Here is a 22,967-nt window from a genome sequence, read left to right on the forward strand (position 1 = left end):
TGCAGGCGTCCTCAGAACAGCAGCTGGAAGCGTCTGCTGCTGGATTCACTCGAATCGATGCCTCGTTCTGGAACATTTGCAGGCCATTGTGTGTCGAGATAACTCACTCCGTTTTGATAAAAGGGACGGGCCTTGAGCCGACTGGTTTGGAGTTCTGTTGTTCCCATCGTGGTGATCAGTTTGCCTAACTCCATAGGGCCAAGATCTGTTTCAAGATTGCGTCCAGCTGCCGTGATGAGGGCTGGCAAACGGATGAGATGTTGTGGCTGGATGAGTTTATTGAATAGGCTTTTCAAGACGAGTTGTTGTCGGTCAAGTCGGCCAAAGTCACCCTGTCCATCGTGGCGCCAGCGTAGAAAACCTTCAAGCTCACGGCCTTTGAGCACCTGAGGGCCTGGCTGAAGATCAATTAGTAATCCTTGGCTTTTGTCTTGGTAGTAGAGGCGTTTAGGTACATCAACTTCTAGGCCTCCAAGTAAATCACTAATGGTGCGAATTCCTTCGAGATTGACTAAAATATGATGATTGATTGGGCGGCCCATTAAGCGAGTTAATTCTGTCTTAACGGCATCTGGTCCTCCTCTCGCATGAAGTGCGTTGGCCTTCATGGGACCAAAGCTGTGAGAATCAATGTAGCTATCTCTTGGGATTTGAATGATCGAGGTTTCACCATCTTCAATGCCAAGGATGAAAATGGTGTCTGTATTGCCGCCTCCAGCATCCATCCCAAGAACAACGATATTTTCATTGTCAAAGCTGGACCAGCCTTCAAATGGGTTGCTGACGGAGACCAGATTGGGAAGTTCTGTTGATGGAATCAGGGATCGACTGAGAGGGATCGATAGCAACAAGCCGCCAAAGAGTCCTACCACTGCTGCTGTGAACAGGGTTTTTTTATTCGGACTTCTTTGGCCGTTCATCTGCAAATTCTAGGTCTGTTCCTCCAACCGTCGAATTGTGTTGAAGTTTGTGTCGTGACAACCATGATTAGTGGAGTGGATCGCTAATCATTAGGGCCGGACAGCCCAACTGATGCACCAAGTTGCTCGTGCGATCACTGGCAGGAATGGGGAGGCCAGCAACGCGACGTCGTTGTGAACGCAGAATCACGAGATCTTGGTTTTGGCTGAACCAGTGGATTTTTGAATCGATGCCAGGTCCTTGCAGCAGTTTGATTTGAATCTGTTGGCTGGAGATGTTACGCGGACACCAGCTCAGTAGTTGCTCTTCCATCCAGGATCGTTCGTGGCGATTGAAGCGCGGATCATGGATGTGAAGAAGGCTGATGGTGGTGGATGTCGGGTCAGGCGCGGTGGATAGGAGCCGTAGGGCGAGCTCAAATTGTTCGCGCGCACTGGCCGATAGATCTTTGATTGGAACCAAAATTTGGTTGAGTTCCTTGAGGTCTCGCCGCCCCAGATTGGCTACCACCACTGGACAATGAGCCGTTCGGCAGACCCCATCGACCAGATCGCCCAGGAGCCATTTGCGTAGTGGGTCAGGGCGTCCTGCTCCGATTAAAAGCAGATCAGCTCCCTCCTCTAAAGCGCTTCTGCTCATGCCCGCAGCGATGTCGTCATCCACGCGTAGGAGGCAACGCGTGGTTGCCTTAAGGCCCTCGCCGTTGCTGGCTGCCTGACTGAGCCTGCTCCTTGCGGCGGACAGGGCCCGATTTAAGCCACCGCGTGCTTCCTCAAGGCTTGGGCTCACCAGTGCAAGCGGAAGAAGCTGCCCATTGTGATCCCCCTCTCCCTGGGAGAGTCGAGCCGCCAACTTCAGCAGACTCAACTCTGTCTCTGGGTTGGCCACTGGCACCAATACTTTCAGCGGGCGGCGCACCACCTCTCCAGGTACGTCCTGATCTTGATCGAGTCCTGGTGTTCCAAAGCCGGAGTGTTCATTCGGTTCCATCAGGGCCACGACGGATCGAGTGGTGAGGGTTGGACCGAGCGTCGCCGTGACCACCATGACGGCCAGAACGCTGTTGAGAACTGTGTTGTCGAGCAAGCCGGCTTGATAACCAATGAATGCCGTTGCCAGCGTGGCGGCCACCTTCGGCATGGCGAGCGACCACATCAGCAGCATTTGATTGCGGCTGTAGCGGAACCAGCGCCCGGCAATCACGGACGCCAGGGCTTTGCATCCCAAAGCGCCAGTGAGCATGAGGGCTGTGAATTCAATGTTGCTGATGCTGTCGGCAAGGCTGCCGAGATCGAGCAGCAGTCCTAAATGAATGAAGAAGATGGGGATGAATAAGGCTCCCCCTACAAAGATCACCTGCTCTTTGACCTTGCCTTCTGGAAGGACGGAATTCACGGCGAGCCCAGCCAGAAAGGCGCCCACAATTTTTTCAACCCCCGCGAGTTCAGCGCCAAGGGAAGCCACAAATAAGGTGAGTAACACCGCCAGAAACACCCGGTTTTCATCGATGACGCTGCGCATCCATAGATGGCGCCCAAGCATGCGAATGCCCCAGACGACGACGAAAGCAAACACACCGATGCTGATCAGCAGCGCCGTAAAGCTGCTCGGTGTGAGGTTTCCCTTGCCGAGCCCTAGGGCTACAGCGAGCAGTAATAGCGCTGCAATGTCGGTGAAGATCGTGCTTCCAACGCTCACAATCACGGATTCGTCACGCTGGGCTCCGTAACTCCTCACGATTGGATATCCCAGCGGAGTGTGTGTGGCCATCAGGGCCCCCAAGAGCAGGCTGGGCACTAAGGGGAAGCCAAAGATCTGGCCGATGCCGAACCCCGTTCCAACCCCCAGGACAAAAATCAGGGCTCCGAAGGTCACGGAGCGACTTTTCACCCTGTTGAACTCTTCCAGGTCGATTTCCAGTCCAACCGTGAACAGCAAATAGATCGCTCCGATATCAGAAAGAAGCGTGATCGTTTCGCTTTTGGCATCGATCCAATGCAAGACGTGGGGACCAACCAGGACGCCAGCGGCTAACAGTCCGACCAGATCCGGAAGCCTTAGCCGTCTGGTTAAGGGCGGAATCAAGACGCTGATCCCAACAAGCTGAGCAAAAATGCCCAGTGGGTGATGCATCAGGTGGGACAGCGAAGCAGCCATCGGCGAAGTCTTGGATGAAAAGTTTTGGCGTTAAAGCGTCAGCGCTTCGTCACTGCGTAAGCCAGCTTGAACCCGCCAGAGGTCGGCGTAAGCGCCTGGTTTGTGCAGAAGTTGATCATGGGTGCCCTGTTCAACAATGCGACCAGCGTCCATCACAATGATCTGATCGGCATGTCGCACGGTGCTGAGTCGATGCGCAATTACCAGTGTGGTCCGATTCGCCGTAATGCGCATGAGCGAACGCTGAATTGCCGCCTCTGTTTCATTGTCAACAGCGGCTGTTGCTTCATCGAGGATCAACACGGGTACATTTTTTAATATGGCTCTAGCCAGGGCGATTCTCTGGCGCTGACCACCGGACAAACGCTGACCTCTTTCGCCTACAAGCGTGTCAAAGCCTTGCGGGAGGCTTTCGATAAAATCTAGGGCTTCAGCTTGTTCTGCTGCCCAAGCGATGGACGACCTAGACGCTTCAGGAGATCCGTAGGCAATATTTTCTGAGACGCTTCCGTGAAACAAATAAACATCTTGACTCACGAGTGCAATGCAGCGGCGAAGATCTTGCAGATGCAGCGATGCAATCGGATGGTTGTCAAGAACAATCCTGCCGCTCGTGAGCGGATAAAGCCTCAGGAGTAATTTAACCAGTGAACTTTTCCCTGAACCTGTGGCACCCACAATGCCAATGGTTTCTCCTGCACGAATCTCTAGGTTGAAGTTGTTGAGTAGTGGTTCGCGATCTCTATAGGAGAAGCAAACATGTTCATAGCGTATGTCTCCTTTGATAGCGCTTGGGTTGAGGCGAGTGCTTCCACTGGCGATTTGAATCGGAGTGTCAATGAGATCGAGAACTCGCTGTGTGGAGGCCATTGAACGTTGGTAATCGTCCAAGGTTCGTCCCAATGTGGTGAGGGGCCAGAGCAGTCGCTGGGTAATAAAGACCAAGAAGCTGTAGGTCCCCACAGCGATAAGTCCTTGCCAAGCTTGGATGCCTCCGATCAGAAGGATTGCTAAAAAGGCAAATAAGATTGCAAAGCGAATTAGGGGGATAAAGGCAGCAGAGATTCGAATCGCCTGACGATTGCACTGTCGGTAGGAATCACTGGCTGAACGTAGTTGTTCGAGTTCCCATGCTTCAGTTGCAAAGCTTTTGATCGTGAGCATCCCGCCAAGATTGTTAGAAAGTCGAGAGGCGAGATCTCCAGCTCGTTGGCGTACGTCGCGATATCGCGGCGCTAGGCGACGTTGAAAATTGAGCGATCCCACAAGGATGATCGGGATCGGTAGAAAGGCGAAAAGTGCTACTCCCGGTGCCATCAACGTCATGGCGCCACCGACCAGCAGAACGGTGGTGACTAATTGAAGAATTTCGTTTGCGCCCCGTTCAAGAAAGCGTTCCAGCTGATGGATATCGTCACCAAGAACGGTGAGAAGGCGTCCAGTGCTATCTCTTTCAAAGAAATCCATCTCTAGTTTTTGGAGATGGTCGTAGGCCTCCAACCTCAAACTGTGTTGGGTGGTTTGTGCAAGATTGCGCCACAAAACACCGTAGAGATATTCAAAGAGTGATTCTGCGGTCCAGACCAGGAAGGACAGCAGCGCCAGAACAATCAGTTGGCTGGGCACTGTTGTGGCACCCAAGGCTGCCAGCCATGAAGAATCTTGCTGAACAACAACATCAACGGCGAGGCCAATGAGGACTGGAGGCAGCAGATCGAAGACTTTGTTGATGATGGAGCAGCTCACTGCCATCCAGACCCGTCTTCTGTAGGGCTGGAGATGGCTTAAAAGCCTTGGCAGGGCAGGCTGAGTGCGACCAGGCAGAATTTGATCGGCCATCACCAATGGCAAGACGTTCTATTCAAGCGTTGTGTTGCCCAACAGCGTCAAACCTCCTGAAACGGTGTAGACCGGAATCAGAGATCGAGGAGACTGGATGACTCGTACAAGAGCTTTCAATCGTTTTCATCGCTTCTTAGCGCGGAAGCATCGTGATGAAGTACGCAATGCAGCTCCCGTTTTGCCTGTTGAAGAGACAAGGCCTGGGGATCGCATTCAAAAGTTGATCGATCGTCGTTTTGAACTGGATTGCAGGCTTGAAATGGAGGAGACGGCTCGATGAGCTGTCTCCTCCCGATGGATCACCAGCGGTTGCCGCCGCCGTAGCCGCCGCCACCGCCACCATTGCCACCACCGTTGCCGCCGCCGCCGCCGTAACCGCCGCGGCCGCCGCCGCCACCGCCGCCGCCAGTGCGCTCACGTGGGGTTGCTTTGTTAACGCGGATCATGCGACCCATCCACTCCACGTTCTGGAGGTCGTCGATGGCTTTTTGCTCATCTTCGTCTGTGGCCATTTCAACGAAGCCAAATCCGCGCTTGCGGCCTGTTTCGCGATCGAGAGGAAGACTTGCGCTCTTAACCTCTCCGTATTGACCGAATAGATCGAGAAGATCTTCTTGTTCTGCCTGGAAAGACAGATTGCCGATGTAGATGGTCATTTCCTGAGGGGACCGTTGGACATTTGATCAGAGAAGTTTTGGTCCGAAAAGGAAAGTCCTTGATGCTGAAGCTGGAGAGCTGAAGCCTGGGGGAGCGAGCCGATCAGAGCCGAACATGAAGCTGATGCCTCACCACGCTACAGGTTTGCATGGAGCGACATCACAACATTTGATGAGAAAATCCAAAAGTTTCATTTTTTTCGATGTTCTGTTGCATGGTGTGGAGATCCTGACCATGCGACAGGGATGCGACAGGGATGCGTCAAGGGACATCACTGGGTTTTCATGAGGGGGCCGTACTTCTCGGCGGCCAATTCTTTGCAGATTGTTTGGGCTTGCATGATAAAAGCAAGGCCCTTCATTTCTCTTGCAAAGCATGAACAGGTGAAATCACCCATGCCTTCTGGTGGCGTTTGTCCAGCTTGAGACATGGCGGCATTAAAACCAGCCATGCAAAGCTTCTTGATTTCTTCCGAATCATCGGCGGCCTGCGCGATTGATCCGGTGGTTGTGATCAGCATGGGCGATAGGCAGAGGCTGATCACAAGTCGGAGAAGATGATTCAAGAGTTAGGAATCCTGGCGGATTTGAAGCTCTCGGTTCATCACTTTCAGTTGGCGTAGTGAATTGAAAACGTTCTCAGGCATCCCTTTAGGAAGGTCCACCAGGCTGTGCGTTTCAAAGATTTGAATTCGCCCAATCATCCGTCCTTCAAGTCCTGACTCATTGGCGATGGCTCCAACAAGGTTGCCGGGTTTGACGCGATCGCGATGGCCGACTTCAACCCTGAACCGCTCCATATCATCTTCGGGTGGGCGTGATGCCCGCTCGGGTCGCCTGCCGCGGTCGTGACCACCGCGATCTCCGCGTCGGTCATCTCTCCTGTCGTTGCGCATTGGAGCTTTCAACCAGCTTTCATCGCCCTGCACCAACAGAGGTCCTTCGCCAACGGCCAACCTCATGGCGGCCAGGGTGAGTTGACCGGGTTCCACCTCGAGCTCTTGGGCCACGCGTTGGATGAGCTCTTGAAGCAGTGCGGTTTCTTCCTCTGGTTTGTCTTCGCTGGTAGCTTCAGCGCTTAAGCGGGTGCGAAGACGGTCGAGTCGACTCTGGTTGATTTCGGCATTGCTAGGGATGTCCATCGGTTCGATGGCCTGTCCCACGGCGCGTTCGAGATTGCCAACGAATCTTCGCTCCCTGGGCGTGATGAACAGGATGGCTTCCCCACTACGGCCCGCTCGGCCTGTGCGACCGATGCGGTGCACGTAAGCCTCACTATCAAAAGGCATGTCGTAGTTGATCACGAGACCGATGCGATCAACGTCGAGTCCGCGCGCTGCCACATCGGTGGCAACCAGGATGTTGACGGTCCCTTTGCGTAGGCGTTCCACGGTGCGCTCCCGTTGGTTTTGGGGCACGTCTCCGTTGAGCACAGCCACGTCGTGACCAGCGGCTTCGAGGGATTCCGCAACGGTGAGGGTGATGGCTTTGGTGCGCGCAAAAATAATCACTCCTTCACCCGTCACCGCCTCGAGCACACGGTTGAGTGCTTCGAGCTTGTGAGAGTTCTGCATCGTGATGCAGCGATGACGGATTCGGCGTGCCTCCTTCTCCTTCGTTTTGATCGTGATTTCTGCCGGTTCACGCAAATAGCGCTTGGAGAGCCTGCGGATTTCGTTCGGCATCGTCGCTGAAAACAGCACGACCTGACGCTCTTCAGGCAATTGTTCAAGGATCCATTCGACGTCGTCGATGAAACCCATCCGCAGCATTTCATCGGCCTCATCGAGGACGAGGCTGCGCAATCCGCTCGTATTCAGCGTTCCTTGGCGCATGTGATCCATGACCCGTCCTGGGGTGCCCACCACGACGTCAACACCACGCCTTAGCGCGTTGATTTGGGAGCGGAAATCGGATCCCCCGTAGATCGCCAGCACGTTGAGGTGAGGGTGCCCAGCGGAATAGGCCTTAAACGCTTCTGCCACCTGCATCGCGAGCTCACGGGTCGGTGCCAGCACAAGCACGCTCGGGAGTGGGCTGTCGCCTTGCAATCTCTCCAGCAAAGGCAGAGCGAAGGCGGCGGTTTTCCCTGTGCCGGTTTGCGCCTGGCCCACGAGATCACGTCCGAGCATGAGCTCAGGGATGGCCTCCTTTTGAATCGGCGAGGGCTCTTTATACCCCTTGTCAGCAAGTGTTTTGAGCAGGGCTTCACTGAAGCCGAATTCTGAGAATCCAGACGGTGCCTCTGGCTCTTCGACTTTTTCAATCACCGTTGTAAACACGTCATCGTTGGATTCCGATGACGTGGTCTCGGAAATCTCAGACATGCTGAGATCCACTGAACAGGACCCTTCGCCCTGAGCTGGTGTATTGGTCATTCTTGAAAGGCAATTGCCTGATTAATCCTTTAAATCAGGCTTGCAACGTCCAATCGGCGTGAGCCGCGCTGTATTGCTTGCCTTTCGATCAAAGGTTGAAAATTTATGTTAACACTCTGCCGAAATCGTCCTCTAAACGTTCGATATCGCTTTCTTCGAGGATCGAGCCATGCTGGACCTCAATGATCAGCAGGTCGCCATCTCCGCCCAGCGCTCGGTGGATGGCTCCTTTTGGAATATGCAGTGTGTCTCCTGCTGAGACATTCGACCATTGCCCCTGGCAGTACAGCTCGCCGCTTCCTTGCGCCACTGTCCAGTTTTCGCTGCGATGCTGATGGCGTTGCAGGCTCAAGCGTTGCCCGTTCTTTATCAGCAAACGCTTCAGCTTGTAGCCCGGGCCACTGCCGAGATCTTCGTACCAGCCCCAAGGGCGGATCACTCTTTCGATTCCACTTTCGATCCCGCTTTCGATCCCGCTCACGATCCCGCTCATCTACGCATCCCCGATCTTGCTTTGATCTTCAGGATGCCGAGATCCTGCTGAGCGGCCTAGGGACAATGCTGTTGGATCTGCAAATAAAAGCAGTTGCTGTTTGGCGCGGGTAATGGCTGTGTAAAGCAGCGAACTGCTTTGGCGATCGTCGAGTGCAGGCCAGAGCAGCAGCACCTTGTCCATTTCGCAGCCCTGAGCTTTGTGGATGGTGAGTGCCAGGGCCGGTTCTAGGTGTTGAAGACGGGCTGGATGCAACAGCGCATGCCGGCTCTCGCCCGAGGGGTCGCTGCTGAGAAACAGGGCCCGTTGATGCGCCCCCTCTCCGATCATCACCCCGAGATCTCCATTGGCGAGGCCCAGTTCTGGCTGATTTTCGCTGCATAGCACTGGCAAGCCCGACGGCCAGCGCTGAGGTTCAGAGCTGGCAATCATCCGTTGATGGACGGCATCCACACCCCATGGCCCGCGTCGTCGCGGGCAGAGCACCATGAGGGTGTCAAGGATGCCGAGAAGGTCTTGCGCTTGTTGTTGATGGGGTTGCCCATCAGCGTTGAGCTCTAAAGCTCTTGCCCTTGCTTGGAGATGGTCAAGATGCCGCGTGAGTACGGCATGCACAGCCTCGGGGATCTGCTTTGTTTTGGGCTGAAACAGGCTGATGTTGGAGGTTTTCGGCAACGTGCTCAGTTGCGACCAGAACGGGTTCAAGCCTTGGTCGCGGAGCAACGCACTCATCTGCGCGAGGGCACCTCGGTTGCGGTACACCTTCGTGAGGGTGATCGCCCCCTCCTTAAATCGCTCGTTTTGATCAGGGGCCTGAAGATGCTGCCAGACCGCTCCAGCACCAATTGGTGGCAACTGAGCGCTGTCTCCCACCAGGACCAGTTGGCAATGGCTTGGCAGTGCACTCAACAGGGCACGGCCTAGCTCCAAGTCCACCATCGACATTTCGTCGACGATGAGTAGGTCCAAATGCAGGGGGTTGCGTCGGTGACGGCCAAAGCCTCCCGGACGGGCCTCTAGCAGGCGATGAAGAGTGGTGCAGGGCAAGGACGCGGTGGTTGGGTGGCTGCGAATGGCGTCCTGGAGGCGGCGTGCGGCCTTGCCAGTGGGAGCGGCAAGTCGGGCCCGAAGATTTGGTTGATTTTCAAAGGCGCGGAGCAGCATGTGCAACACCGTGCTGGTTTTACCGGTTCCGGGACCTCCGCTGAGCAAAACCACGCCGTAGCGATCGATGGCATGAATCGCCGATCGCTGTTCGGGACTGAGATCGGAGGTCTTCGATTGCTGGCTGGTACGGCTGTCGTGGGGTGTGGCATGGCTTGGGGCATGGCTTGGGGCCTGGAGGTAGCGGCGTTGAAGTTCGCGTTCGAGCTCTTGCATGGCTCCATGCCAGCGACGCCAGGAGAGGGTGTTGTGGTGCAAGACCAAGACGGATTGGTCACCGTCCAGCCATCCACTCGCCAGCAAGGCTTCCCGGTGAACCCTGGGCCAGCCATCACTTTCGATCCCCTCTGGAACCTCGGATCCATCGTGGAGTGCAAGGGAAATGTCCCCTCGGCCAAGCGCAAGGGTGAGGGCACGCAAGAGCTCCACAAGTGGTTCACTGCTTTGCTCCGGCGGCAAGCGCCGTTGAAGCGTGGCGAGCAATCCGCGGTGAAGGGAAAGGAGAGCCTCCGACGCTGCAGATGTCATGACGACAGCCCCTCAAGCCACTGATCCAGCCGGCGAATTCGCGTTAAGGGGGCCGGCTCGATCACGAGCCCTGAGCCCCCTTTCGGGCTGATGCCTCTGAGGAAGACATAGGCGTAGCCGCCGAGGTGGCGTTCGGGCTCGTAGCCATCGAGCCTCCAGCGCAGGTAGCGATCTAGAGCCAAAAGGTAGAGATGAGCCTGGAGCGGGTAGTGATGGGAGAGCATCTGCTCCTCCATCGCGGCTTGGCTGTAATGCCGGGGTCCGCAGGCGATGCCACGGCCAGCCTCGTCCCGTTCTCCAATCCAATTGCTTTTCCAATCCGCGACCCACCATCGGGCTGTCGCTGGATCATCCCCATCGGTGAACACCAGATCGATCGATCCCGTGAGAAACCCCCGACTGCGAATGTCCAACGACCGCAGGCTTTGCGCGTAGTGAGCACCAAAACGATGGTCGCTGTCTGCCTCGAACGCATGGGCTAAGCCTGCAGAGCGCACGGGATCGCCTTGCTGGGCAACAGGGAGATCAAAGCTGAGCTCGTGAAGACGTCTACCCGCACCCAACTCGGACAGCTTTAAGTGTTTGAGGGGGCCTCCTAGGGGTGCCGTCAGCACGTTGTTGAGCGCTGAGATCACGGCATCACTGTGCTCGAGGTCGATTCCCGCTCGGCCAAGCTCCTCAGCCACCACCAGCTGATTGGGCGCTTGGTCTGCAGGACCTTGAAAGTTCACCTGTTCAAGAATTCTGTGCAGACAATCTCCCGCTCCCGGGCCTTTGGGAAAGGCGGCAAGCGGGCCACTTAGATCGGCTGAATCGTCCGGGTTAATGGGGGCTTCGCTGTCGGCTACAGCATCGATGTCACGCCCCTCTTCCAGCGTGCGTGGATCCGCAGGAGCTGGGGTGTGATGGGTGTTTTGAGAGGAGATCCAGGCGGAATAGCTGCTCCGACCCCAGCTGCGGTCGAGGCTGCGTTGAGGAACCTCCGACAACTGCAAGGTCTCCAGCCTCGGAGTTGGATGCCAGAACGGCTGGGTTGTGTGCTCGAACGGTGAATGGCGACTCATGCCTGGTGTATCGCCTAAGGAGAGCTCCTTCATCCAGCTGGCCAGAGGGTTGGCGTCCTGTCCAGCAGCGACGCACCAAAACACCACGAGATGGCGCTCCGCCCGTGTGAGTGCCACGTAGGCCAGCCGCTCTGCTTCGGCAGCACTGTCGTATTGATCACGTTCGGCGGCTTTGTGTCCCCGGTCCCAATGGGGGTTGAGCGCCACCTGCCAAGTGCCTTCTGGATCGTTGGCTGGGTTTCGCCAAAGGGGGCCTTTGCTCTCCGCTGCTGCTTGCCATAAATAGGGGCAGATCACCACGGGGTACTGCAGGCCTTTGCTTCGGTGCACGGTGACGACGGCCACCGCGCTTTCTGCCAGGTCGCTATGGGGCTGTCTGATGTCGGGGGTGGGTTCGATCGGTTGTAAGCGTTGTCGCCTCAGCCAATCTGCGGCGCTGCCCAGGTCGAGACCTTGTCGATGCATGGCGTCTTGCACCAGTCGGGCACATTGCTGAATGTCGCCTAATAAGCGCCCGCGGCTGGAGAGATCAGCGAGCATTCGCCCTTCGAGGAGTTGGGACAGGCAACCGAGCAACCCGAGGTGTGGGAGGTCGTCTTGCAGGTTGCGAAGTTGCCCTGCCAGTCGGTCGAGATCACCGTTGCTCTCCGCGTTCTGCAACTGACGGCTTGTCCATTGCATCAAGGCAGAACAGGCGAGTCGCCGCAAGCGTCCGCCATCGGCGGGCGTGGCGAGGGCATCGAGGAGATGTTGCAGCTCTGTGGCACCGGTGGTGCTGAGGACATCTCCTGGACTGACAAGGCGGCTGGGAAGTCCTCTTAGGGCGAGCTGTTCTCGCACCGCCTCGGCCTGGCGATGACGGCTCACAAGAACGCAAAGATCCGATGGGGTGAGAGAGGGATCGCTATCCAGCAGGTGGAGGGCTTGGCCAGCGACTAAGGGCGGAATGGTCGATTCGAGGGATGTGCGGGAGGGGAGGTCGTCAGGGTTATCTGCTGGAAGCTCGATCAGTTGGAGAGGCTGATCGCCGTCCTGGAGGTCTAAGGGAAGGGCACTGGCGCAGGGGGTGACAGGGGGCACCTCGAGGTCCGACAAGATGAGGCCTGGAGCCATCCACTGGTTCATCGCCTCCATTAGGGAAGGCGTTGTACGCCGGTTGTCGAGCAGGTTGTCGATTCGATCGACGCTTTGTCGGGCTTGTTTGTAGGTGTTGAGATCTCCTCCTCGAAAGCGGTAGATCGCTTGCTTGGGATCACCCACCATCAGCAAGAGATGGTCTGGCGTTGCGAAGCAGGCCTGGAGCAGGCGCCACTGCAGAGGATCCGTGTCTTGAAATTCGTCGATTAGAGCAACGCGGTAGCGCTGCTGAATCGGGGCTAGCCAGCGTTGTGGTTCCGCGTCTGATGGTTTGGGATCAAGGGCGTCGAGCAAGCCAGAAAAGCTGATCACGCCCTGTTGAGCGCGGCGGCTAGCCAGGGTGTGGAGTCCGTGGTTGAGCGCATGGCGCCAGACCTGCTCAGCTGGGCCATCCCATAGCGCCGCAATGGCTTGTTGCAGGGTTGGTTGTGGAAGGTTGGGATTGATTTCGCTGCAGCGGCGGGCTGTTTTGCTGAAACAACCCGGATGGAAGTAGTCAGCGAGCAGATGCTGTTGTCGCACGTTACCGTAACTAATACGTAACGATTGCGTGTTGTTTTCCTGGTTGATCCAAGCGTCGATTGCGCTGGCGCGATCTTTTTTCGGTTTCGGTGCGTAGGGCTTGGTGTCGGTTTGGCCTTGGCTTCGCCAATCTGTGGCGCAGTCGCGAAAGGCTGTTTCTAAGGCGTGTCCGCTGGTTTCCCACTGCGCTTCAAATTCAGTCCAGCTCGATTGGAGCCAGTGGTCAAAGCACTCGATTAGCGGACGCGGTTGCTCGTGGGACCCTTCCGTGTTGGCGATCTGAACAGCGCAATCGCTATCCAAACGACGGAGGGCTTGGCTCAGTTGATCGGCTGAGAGGCCGGCGTGCAGGAGCCCGGAAACGTCGTCCGCTGGCAGGGCTAGCACCTGCTGTTCCCAGTAGTCGTAGGCCACCTCTTGGCAGAGATGGTGGCTGTCATCGTCAAGACACACCTCCATCGCTGTGCCGTTTTGGAGAGCTTGCCGGCGAAGGCTGCGCCGGCAGAAGCCATGGATAGTTGTGATGTCGGCTCGCTCCAGTCCTTCCAGCGCTTCCAGCAGCTGGCTGGCAATGGTGCGCCGGCTGTGGGGATCTTGCCCATGGATGGACAGCCACTCCTCCAACACGGCATCGCTGGGTGGGGAGTTGGCTTGGGAGCCGGATTTGGAGTCGGAGTCCTGCGCTGGGGGTTGGAGTAGGGCTTGTAGGGCGTCGTTCAGACGCCGGCCAATGCGATCCCGTAATTCGGCAGCAGCGGCTTCTGTGAAGGTGACCACCAAAAGCTCTTTGAGGTTGAGCTTCCGCTCAGTCACCAGCCGTAAGACCAGGTGGGCTAATGCAAAGGTTTTGCCCGTGCCAGCACTGGCTTCTATGAGACGCACTCCGGCATCGAGGGGGTACTGATTGGGTTCAAAACGGCTCCTCATGGCCGCTGCGCCTCCAGCATCGGTGCATACAACGCTTGAAAGGCCTCTTCAAAGCAGGCTTCGCTTAAAAAATTGTCAGCATCGAAGTGGTCGCCAAAACACAGCTGCATCTCTGGACGCTCCCGCTCTCCCATGCCTGCAAATCCCCCATCCCAGCGGCTTTCAAACGCTCGGTTTGCTTTTTCAAGACCTTTGTTCAACGTGAGGGCTCTGGCCAACCCACTGGCCGGTGGGACCGGCCAGCACGTTTCAGCTCCTGCATGTGCCAAAGCCTTGAGAGACAAGAGAAGCTCCTGAGCTCGCTCTCGATCCAGAGGTTGCCAGTGAAGCGCGATTTGAAACTGATCGGCTTTGGTGCTGCTGTCACAACGACAGATCACAGCCGTTGTGGTGGATCCTCCCGCCGCTTGCTGGATGAGGTGTGTGAACCAGCCGCCCAAGGCCGTGCGTGATTGGAGCCGTCCGGCGCTGACCCAAACCGTGGTTGATCCAGCTCTGAGAACGGTGCGTGACTCGCTCTCTGCGCGGATCGATTCACACTGCACAGGCCCAAGTTGCAACAGGGTTTGTTGCAGGTTTTGCCAGCGCTGTTCGAGGCGATTCGCAGCCAGTAGGCCTGCTGCGCCAGGTGGAAGCATCCCTTGGCCGCGAAGCTGCTTCGCCCATTCCCCTGGAAGCGCGTGATCCCACTTCAAGCGCGAATCGGTAGCCAGCCAATCGATCTGATCGAGGAATGACTGGTTCAGAAGAGATTGACGGTGCCGCTCCTCGAGTTCGAGCGCTGAGAGATCCTCTACGGGGGTGGACCACTCCCGTGTTTCCAATCCTCGCGCTTTGAGCCAATAGCGCTGGGGAGCCTCTAGCCAACGGCTGACGGCATCCGTATCCAAACCATCAGAGTGGCCCCCTGGAGTCCAGTGCAGGGGATGAGCTAAGCCCAAGGAGTTCTTGCTCACGCCCATGGGATCGCGGCGATCCAGATTGAGCCTGGCGTCGAGGTGGTGACGATCAGAACTGAAGGCTGAGCCGGAGCGATTGGCAAGAAAATTGCGAGGATCCAAGGGGTTGGCTGGCTGCTCCAACACCACGCGCTCAAACTGTTCGGGGGTGAGTTGGTCCTTCAGCAAGGTGAGCCATTGTTGGACCGGAGGTGCTGGGGGAAGCGCCTCGCCCTTGCGTTCATCGCGTGCATTCCAGCTGATGAGGAGATGTTGTCGCGCGGACATCAAGGCTTCCAGCAGGACGTAGCGGTCCTGATCTGTGCTCGATGGATCGCCGAGTCGGCGCTGCTGTTCCAAGAGGTGAAAGCCGGCGCGTTCCTGTTGACGTGGAAAGTCTTGTGAATCCAGCCCCATCAGCACGATCAGCCGATGGGGAATCGCCCGCATGGGCTCTAGGGCGCTGATCGTTAGGGCACCACTGCGGTGGCCAAAACGACCGCTATCGGCGGAGAGGGCTTCATCAAGAATGGAGACCACGACGGAGAGGTCAAGGTCAAGAGTGCACTCAGATGCCTGTTGCTGCATCGTGTCGAGTGCTTGGACGATCGCTTGTTGCTCCCAGGCCCAGTCCCCTCCATCGCCATAAAGATGCTGGAGAAGCTGATTCAACTGGGAGGTCCAACCGCTGGGGGGATGGGGTTGACGTAGACGCGTGATCCATTGCGCTAGTCCATCTAGAAGCGGCCACCATTGTTCGAGTTGCTGAATGGTGAGCCCCCCCTGGTAAGGAGCACAGCCTCCAGGAGCAAGACCTGGTTCGGCAGGCAGCACCAGGCCAAGCAGCCAGCGATCAAGGCACCAACGGAGGCTATGGGTGTCATCGCCACCCCGCTCTTCGCCATTCACCCCCCAACGGAAGCCGGTCTGTTGGAGGCACTGGGTGATTCGCACGGCATCCGTGGCCGTGATGCCTTGGAGGACTTGCAGGGCGGGGTTGGCGAGAAGAGCCTCAAGCCCGGAGGCTGTTAAGCGCTCACTCGCCAGCCTTAACAGGGCCATAAATCCCTGGCTCAGGCCTGGAGTGGATTGTTGGCTGCGATCGGTGAGTCTCCAGGGAATGCTCACTCCCGTGGCGTCTTGATCACCGAAGACGGAGGTGAGGAGCGGGGCATAGCGCTCCACATCTGGAGTCATCACCAAGACATCTCGCGGCTCCAGGCTTGGATCAGAGGCCAGCCATTGCAGGATCTGATCGCGGACCAGTTGCACTTCTCGCCATGGTCCTGCGCAGGCCAAAAAGCGCAACGAGCGGTCTTGATCAGCAGGCGTGAGGGGTGGTGCGCTTCCATCCACCAGCTGTTGTTGCACTTGCTCCAGGAGCGTGGCTGGCCGACCTTCGGATGCAGCGATCTGTATCGGCGCGGCGAAGAGATCTCCTTGATCCCATTGGCCGAGAAAGCAATCACCGTTGCCTTCTAACAGCAACTGAAACTCAGCTCCCATTCGTCCCAAGATCGCCTCCAGACGAGGCGATTCCAAGAGCCAGGGCCCATCGGGTGGGGTGTTCCAAGCTTGTCCGAGCGTTTGTCTCCTCTGTTCGGAGCGTTGCCATAGCTCTGGACAGGGTGTGAGCAGGTAAAGCTCGATCGCCATCAGGCCCGAGAGGCCCTGAAGGAGTTCCACCTGGACCGGGGCGAGATTGCTGATGCCAAACAGGCGCAATCGAGGCGGAAGGGCTCCTGCTGGAACATCACCTGCCCGCAAACGTTCAACGGCCTTTTGCACTTGGAGACCAAAGGGATCACAGGGGAGGCTTGCGGCTAGGGCGCGAACGAGCTGTGGTTGCCAGCGCAAATGAGCCGGTAGGTCAGCGTCTCCGTGGCCCTCAATCCATTGGCTCAGTTCCTGCGGTCGGTAGAGGGCGTAGTCATCCACCGCATCGGCGAGGCAGCGGGCAAGCTGCCAATGATCACGATTGAGCCGTCCAGCGGCGCTTGCGTGTTGCTCCCACCAGAGTTTCAGGCTTTCAGCAGTGGGGTGTTCGAGAAGATCGGGGAGCACTTTTAAAACCGACCAAACCAGTCGTTCTGCCCGCCAAGGATCTTCGCTGCTTGGATCGAGATCCAAGATGCAGCGCACCAGCTGACGTAAGCGCGATCCAGGAAAGGGAAAACGCACCAGAGCACTGATGCCATTGGCTTTGGCAAGCTGCTCGCCGAGCCATCGGCTTGTGGGCCAGGTGTTGACGACAATCTCCAGCTCCTCAAACGGACCTGGGGGGTCAAGCGTCAGCGTTTGAGCGAGAAGCGTTGCCAGAAACTCGGTGCGATTGCTGCGGTAGACCGTTAGCAAGGTCTTGCCTGCAGCGATGAAGCCGTCCTTTTTCTTGGAGCAGCGGCTGTCTCCTGAACTCCCTCCACTTGCACAACAGCTTCTGTTTCTGGGCAGTACGCCGAGAGTTTTCCTCCATACACCGCACCCGTATCCACCATCACGATCCGGCCATGACGCTCTACATCAGGCCGGGGGGTGTGACCAATCACCACAACTCCATGGCTTCCGTCGTAATGCTCCCAGAAGGGCTCACGAATGGTCAGGTCGGGGTGACCGTTGCAATTAAATCCTGCATGGGTGGCTACCCAGCCTTGTCCACAGAAAACGGTGGGGAGTTGATGTAGGCGAGTCAGCCATGGGTTGGGATTTGTGAGGTCAGGATCGCTCCTGGACTGCAGGAACGCCTGTTCATGATTTCCCCTAAGCCAGGTTGCCCGTCCAGCCATGACTAAAGACCAAACCAACTGCATCGTGGAAGGGCTATCGGGCCCACGGTTGATGACATCTCCGCAAAACACGACGTGGTCTTTTTTTGGTAAAGCGTTGAGGAGCCTTTGCAAAGGCTGATAACAACCATGCACGTCACCAATCACCCAGTGGTTGCACGTCAGTGATCGCATGCCAAACAGCCAATGGCCTGCTCACATTAATTCCCTTTACTTATGCCAATGCGATGCGTTGAAATGCTTACCCTGATGGCCGTTGTGAACATGGTTTGGACCCTCGATCATTGCCTGTGACTCGTCGCGTGAGCCTGCTTGTGAACGCCCTTGATGGTGCACAACGCACCAATGAGGCTCTTGCTCAGTGTGCCAATGGTGAAGAAATGCTCGACGTACTCCTGGACGCGTCGATGAAATTGAGGCTTGGACTCACGCGAGAGCAGCTTCGCAATACACCACCGATTCGAGATTGGGTTTGGTGGAAAAACAAAAATGCTCTGGTCACCATTGGGGATTAGGAGCTGGGATAGGTGTCTTGAGGCTTAAGGGAAATCAAATTTAAAATTCTTTAATCCAAAGAGAGAATCGAACTGATCTGAACAGCGATATTTAAAAATTTGAAAAAGTTTTTGCTTTGAACGAAGAGGCCTGTAGTGGCTTACGTTTGAATTGTCTTATGGAAAATTTATTGAGTATGAGCAACCACTGCAAAAGCCAGCAAGGAAAACCTATTCTTCTCCATTAAAAAGCTGATGCAGTAATCGGCTCAGTAAAAATTGATTAGAGAAAAATTTTTTGCAAGCGTTTGACCGAGTTTTATAATCGTAATCCTGAGAATAGGCGGATATTTTTAATAATTAGCGCTAACGTGATTACTGATTGTAAGATTCATTAAACCAGGTTAGAGCTGGTATTACCATTCATCCAAGAGAAATATTCAACATCAAAATCAGCAGAGCTTTCCACGTTCGTTCCCGTTGCTAGAGTTTTGAGATGAACTAATGATTTAGATCCATCTGCATCAGAAACAAGGAAGCCTCCTTGCCCTCTTTGGTCGGATTGGATATCGAAATAATTAAAATCAATATCAATATAGGCGTTATTGGATGAGAAAAATCCATTTTTAAGAAGTTCAACGGGTGTGATCATGTCATCATTCATCATGCTGTGTGAGCTCATATTCATATCAGTACCATGCCCTGAGTGGGCTCCATCCGGTGAATCGTACAGCCAATTGATAATATCGGTGGTCGCAGAAGCATTGGGATTAACCTCTAAGGTGGATAGATTTGCTAAATAAGTTTGATTGTGCGTATTATCCTTGTATACATAACCTTGACCTGGCTGCTCATCTGGTAGAGAATATCCAACAGCGACACGTACTGCATTGCTAGTTTTTCCATGGGGATTAAAAGGTTGGTTCCAAAGTTTACTCATTTTTGATAACATATTAGAATTTTTATTCTCTGCATAATTATCTGATAATTTTTTACCATTAAATCCATCAACTAAGCCTTGGCCGCCCTCAAGTTGGCTAACAATAATATCCCCATAGTTATCACCGTTGATATCGCCTATTGAAATATCAATACCATTGCTCAGAGCACCGTCGAACGGGTTCAGGCTATAAAGCTCCTCAAAGGTTTTGCCACTGTAAACACGCAATTCAGGACTATAATTACTACCTGAAATTCCAACAACAATATCATCAAAGCCATCTCCATCAATATCCCCGAGAGCGATTGAAGATTTTAAATCTTCTCTGCCTCCTTCAGATTTTGCATTGATAGTTATTTCTCTAAGCTTAGATATAGAATCAGGATTTGGATTTAAGCCATTGATTTCATTGGAATAGTAGTTTTTCGCACTTTGACCATCAAATATGTTTAATTTAAACTGACCATTACTTGTAGCTGAAGCCTCAATGACTGCTATATCTTCTATATTGTCACTAACATTGACAGTCCTTGATGTAGGTCCAGGGGTAAAGTTAAGAGCATTTACGTCACCACTTGCTACGTTGACTCCCGTTGATTGAGTGTCATTGAACACTTTTATTTGAACCGTTTTTTCTCTGTTCGATCCGAGAGACAGATCAATAGTATTATTTGTTGCTGAGCCACTCGTGATCCAGCTGTCATTCGTATTTAATATGGCCAGGACTGGTGCCATCATTCCACCATCTTCATGGAAAAGTAAGTGACAGTGATCTACAAATAGTCCAGTGTAATCTTCAAAACGAATTAAAATATCAGTCTCTGAATTTGTAAGGTAACCGGCAGCTTCAGACCCCCAATTATTTCCATAACCATCGATATAATTTCCCTCATCATCCAGAATCATTGGAGTTCCAAATGGATTATCTGATGTAGCACTTCCCTTTGCATAGGCCGGGCCCATTTGAATTACATCAACCAATGAATCACCAACAAAAGCATCACCAACTTGGTTCAGGCTTTGATTTCCATCAACGTTAAGTCCATTAATCGACTCAACAATGAATTCATTCTGATGCAGATGGAATGGATGTGATTGACCTACCTGGATTTGTGTCTCTGGGTTGTCAATTGGGTGTTTGTCTCTTTTGACTGATGCTGAACTATTGATTAGTGACCATCGTTCTAGAGTATCCAACATTGAAATCGTTAATGTTGGACCCTGCGTCGCTTTGTGAGTCCAATATTGACTGTTAATTGTCCAAACACTTTCCCATTCTTGTGGATTGTTATATCCAGGATCAATATACTCTTCGCCATTTGGCCCTTCTTTCTTCTCACGTTGACCTTCTGTCTTGATTTTCTGGGCAGCCGTATTCCATATAAACTCTCTTGATTTGGTTACCCCTAATTGATCTGCTTCTTCTTTTAAGCCCAGTGCATGATCTCTTTGGTCATCAAGATAACTCCATGCTTCAGGTTGTTCACTCTCTTTAACTGCCTTACCCGCAACATCTACGGTGGCTAACACCTGTGATGGTGTAATTTGAAATCCATCATTGTATCCTAGATATGTTTCATTCGCATTTTTAGGTCTATTTGTTTCTATCGGGGCTAAATCACCCAGCACCTCATCTGTAGCATTACTAATAAAGTAATAACTTCCTGGTTTTTCAAAAGAATGCTGAATAGTGACTCTCCCTCCTGGAGATATTCCTGGAAGTGTTGTTACAGAAGTATCATATTCAGATGCCCAGCGTGAAATATCCGAATCCAACCCTAATAAGTTTGGTGATTCCAGTGTCAAGTTTCCATCTTCATCTGCATGAACTAGCTGGATTACATGGCTGGAATTTAATGAGAAATTTAAAAATCCAAAAGTGACCCACTCACCTGTTTTAGCCTCAATGGTTGGATTGTATTGACCGTTCACAGTATGTATTAGGTTTTCTGTTGGTTCTGCTGCAACATAGTCAGCATATGTTGCGCCACCTGGCGAAAAAATATCACTATCCTCAAAAAATGCTAAAGGCTCATAATTATTACCGTTAAAGGGAGCTGAAGCGTATTGATAATAATATTCGCCATCTTCATGAAAGAGCCTAGGAGGCATTTGCTTAGTATTTTCCCAATTATTGTCTCCCTGCTGAATGCTTGGATTGATATCTTGCTCTACGGCCCAAGACTGTAAACCTAACAGATGAATATTAGATGTTGTAGGATCATATTTCTCCAAATTATTGGCATCTTCTGAATCAGGTAATATGAATACTGGAAGAGCAGCACCTCCTCCTAATGATAAAGATGTTGATCCATGATAATGAGGATGCATCCACAATAAACCACTTGGATGATTTTCTGGTATCTGATACAGATATTCCTGACTATCTCCATTCTCAACTGAAATCATAACATTATCACCATTACCTTCTGGTGAAACATGTGCGCCATGAAAATGTAAATTTGTGTCTTTTGCTGCTTCGTTCCACTGATTTGTTTGCGGATCTACATTTAAATCATTTGATAATTTTATTCGTATAGTATCTCCAGGGTCTGCAATAATCACAGGCCCTGGCGTCATTCCATTATAAATCCAGAATTCATTATCATAAACACTCTTTGAAAACTCTTCTCGAGATCTAATTTCCCCGAAACCATCAATTTTGATCTTGTCATGAGATGCTAATGACAAGTCAATATCTACGTTTTGAAATTCAGGTCCCCAACTGGAGTAGAATGTACCCTCATTATTAGTCTGTTTAAATTTACCCTTAGAATGGTTTCGATTTGCTTTTTGCCAATCCAACCAACCACTTTTAACATCAATATTCGAATTATGCTGAGGTAAAACATTTAAATAAGATGTTTCTGGATTTTGCGGCCATACACCTATTCTTTCATTTATAAATTGTTCGAATTTACCATTTGAATGATTTTGATTTGCTTTTTGCCAATCTAACCAATCACTTTTGACATCATAATTTAAAATATCCTGCGGCAGAATATTGAAATAAAATGGTTGTTTATTCTGAGGTCTAGCACTTAATCCTGCATTTTTGGACCATTTTTGATAATTGTATTCGCCTATTGTTTTAGCATTGATTAAATTTCTAAGGTTTGCTGAGGGCATACTATTCTCTATATTGTACTTACTGTAACAAGAAAGCATTTGCGCTGCTAAAAGCTTTATAGTTTGTTTAGGTTTTGCGTTGATAGTTTTCTAACAATGATAATATTTTCGTGAGTATATTTTGACTTGAAACCATCGAATGGATTCGCGATGAGCTCCGAATAACATCATTCTCTTACTACGAATGCTTAGCATTGATTGACAATTGTCGGTAAAATAGTATGAACCTTATCGCGCATGATCTAATTAAACTCTTTGTATTGTAAGCCACTTGGCGCATAAAAGGTCTTGGATTGAATACATCAAGGTAGGATCAAAAAGAAAATTAAAAGGGCCTGTACGTATAGTCTTAGCATCACTAATCATCCTATTTTTGTAGAACAATTAATCAATTCAACAGAATCTCAGATTATTTGTCGATTTATCGATGGCTTAGGTTCAGCTCAACTTTTTACTGGTGTTCCTGCTTTGGCGAGTAAGGCAGTCATTGCTTCATGGGTGATAACAGGCATCGTGGCGGTGATCATGACGATACAAATTCATTTCTTATTGGATGTATGGATTGAAGGAGAAATTGTCAGTAGAGAGCAACGATAACTCTTTCCATCTTCTGATGCTGCTTCTAACGTATCGAGTTTTAGATAGACCCGGGATTTGCATTTGTCAGCAGTAATTACTTTTGGTTTTGGTGCAGCACATCTGTCCCAACCTATGTTCAACTTCTTTTAGTACCTAGGCTGAACATTGCTTAATCTTCATTCTCTAATATAGACTTGGGGCTAATATTGGTGTTATTGAGTTTTTTTATATACCTGAAAATTTCAGTACCAATTTGCTGATGGCATTAAGTAAATCAATTGGAATCATTGCTTTATTTTCATAATCTAAAGACTA

General features: G+C 52.6%; 14 protein-coding genes. 2 read left to right on the plus strand and 12 right to left on the minus strand.

What is annotated here, in order from left to right; all coding sequences use genetic code 11:
* Positions 1 to 11: 11 nt before the first annotated feature.
* The 3 genes from DXY38_RS11345 to DXY38_RS11355 form a co-directional block, all read right to left on the minus strand.
* On the minus strand, positions 12 to 920 hold the full coding sequence (locus tag DXY38_RS11345; RefSeq protein ID WP_115071745.1) for an LCP family protein: 909 nt from the start codon (positions 918 to 920) through the stop codon (positions 12 to 14).
* 67 nt (positions 921 to 987) lie between these two features.
* Positions 988 to 3,078, minus strand: a complete 2,091-nt coding sequence (locus DXY38_RS11350) for a cation:proton antiporter (protein WP_115071746.1) — start codon at positions 3,076 to 3,078, stop codon at positions 988 to 990.
* A 30-nt stretch (positions 3,079 to 3,108) separates the two neighbouring features.
* Positions 3,109 to 4,917 carry an ABC transporter ATP-binding protein gene (locus DXY38_RS11355; protein WP_115072036.1) on the minus strand — a complete coding sequence of 603 codons (1,809 nt, stop codon included), beginning with the start codon at positions 4,915 to 4,917 and terminating at the stop codon, positions 3,109 to 3,111.
* A gap of 97 nt (positions 4,918 to 5,014) precedes the next feature.
* Between DXY38_RS11355 and DXY38_RS11360 the strand changes: the two genes are divergently transcribed.
* Entirely contained in the window at positions 5,015 to 5,200 is a 186-nt protein-coding gene (locus DXY38_RS11360; RefSeq protein ID WP_115071747.1) for a hypothetical protein, read from the plus strand.
* 19 nt (positions 5,201 to 5,219) lie between these two features.
* On the opposite strand, the gene DXY38_RS11365 is transcribed toward DXY38_RS11360, so the two are convergent.
* The 8 genes from DXY38_RS11365 to DXY38_RS11400 form a co-directional block, all read right to left on the minus strand.
* On the minus strand, positions 5,220 to 5,576 hold the full coding sequence (locus tag DXY38_RS11365; RefSeq protein WP_006852339.1) for an RNA-binding protein: 357 nt from the start codon (positions 5,574 to 5,576) through the stop codon (positions 5,220 to 5,222).
* Positions 5,577 to 5,848: 272 nt separating this feature from the next.
* Positions 5,849 to 6,097, minus strand: coding sequence for a hypothetical protein (locus tag DXY38_RS11370; protein ID WP_006852340.1), 249 nt, complete (start codon positions 6,095 to 6,097; stop codon positions 5,849 to 5,851).
* Positions 6,098 to 6,145: 48 nt separating this feature from the next.
* A complete protein-coding gene (locus tag DXY38_RS11375; RefSeq protein ID WP_115071748.1) occupies positions 6,146 to 7,954 on the minus strand; it encodes a DEAD/DEAH box helicase in 1,809 nt (602 codons plus the stop codon).
* A gap of 103 nt (positions 7,955 to 8,057) precedes the next feature.
* Entirely contained in the window at positions 8,058 to 8,447 is a 390-nt protein-coding gene (locus DXY38_RS11380; protein WP_115071749.1) for a phosphomannose isomerase type II C-terminal cupin domain, read from the minus strand.
* Positions 8,448 to 10,139: an ATP-dependent RecD-like DNA helicase gene (locus DXY38_RS11385; RefSeq protein WP_115071750.1), complete on the minus strand. Its 1,692-nt coding sequence runs from the start codon at positions 10,137 to 10,139 to the stop codon at positions 8,448 to 8,450.
* Entirely contained in the window at positions 10,136 to 13,789 is a 3,654-nt protein-coding gene (locus tag DXY38_RS11390) for a UvrD-helicase domain-containing protein (protein WP_115071751.1), read from the minus strand. The genes DXY38_RS11385 and DXY38_RS11390 overlap by 4 nt, the downstream gene beginning before the upstream one ends.
* Complete coding sequence (locus DXY38_RS11395) at positions 13,786 to 17,082, minus strand: exodeoxyribonuclease V subunit gamma (protein WP_115071752.1); 3,297 nt, start codon at positions 17,080 to 17,082, stop codon at positions 13,786 to 13,788. Before DXY38_RS11395 ends, DXY38_RS11390 begins: the two co-directional genes overlap by 4 nt.
* Positions 17,076 to 17,684 carry a metallophosphoesterase gene (locus DXY38_RS11400; RefSeq protein ID WP_115071753.1) on the minus strand — a complete coding sequence of 203 codons (609 nt, stop codon included), beginning with the start codon at positions 17,682 to 17,684 and terminating at the stop codon, positions 17,076 to 17,078. The genes DXY38_RS11395 and DXY38_RS11400 overlap by 7 nt, the downstream gene beginning before the upstream one ends.
* Before the next feature lie 116 nt (positions 17,685 to 17,800).
* On the opposite strand from DXY38_RS11400, the gene DXY38_RS11405 reads away from it, so the two are divergent.
* Positions 17,801 to 18,025: a hypothetical protein gene (locus tag DXY38_RS11405; RefSeq protein ID WP_244279113.1), complete on the plus strand. Its 225-nt coding sequence runs from the start codon at positions 17,801 to 17,803 to the stop codon at positions 18,023 to 18,025.
* Between the two features lie 373 nt (positions 18,026 to 18,398).
* Here the strand turns inward: DXY38_RS11405 and DXY38_RS11410 are convergent, their stop codons facing one another.
* Positions 18,399 to 22,073: a multicopper oxidase family protein gene (locus tag DXY38_RS11410; RefSeq protein ID WP_170952941.1), complete on the minus strand. Its 3,675-nt coding sequence runs from the start codon at positions 22,071 to 22,073 to the stop codon at positions 18,399 to 18,401.
* Positions 22,074 to 22,967: the final 894 nt, after the last annotated feature.

Source organism: Synechococcus sp. UW179B (assembly GCF_900474245.1).
Classification (GTDB): domain Bacteria; phylum Cyanobacteriota; class Cyanobacteriia; order PCC-6307; family Cyanobiaceae; genus Synechococcus_C.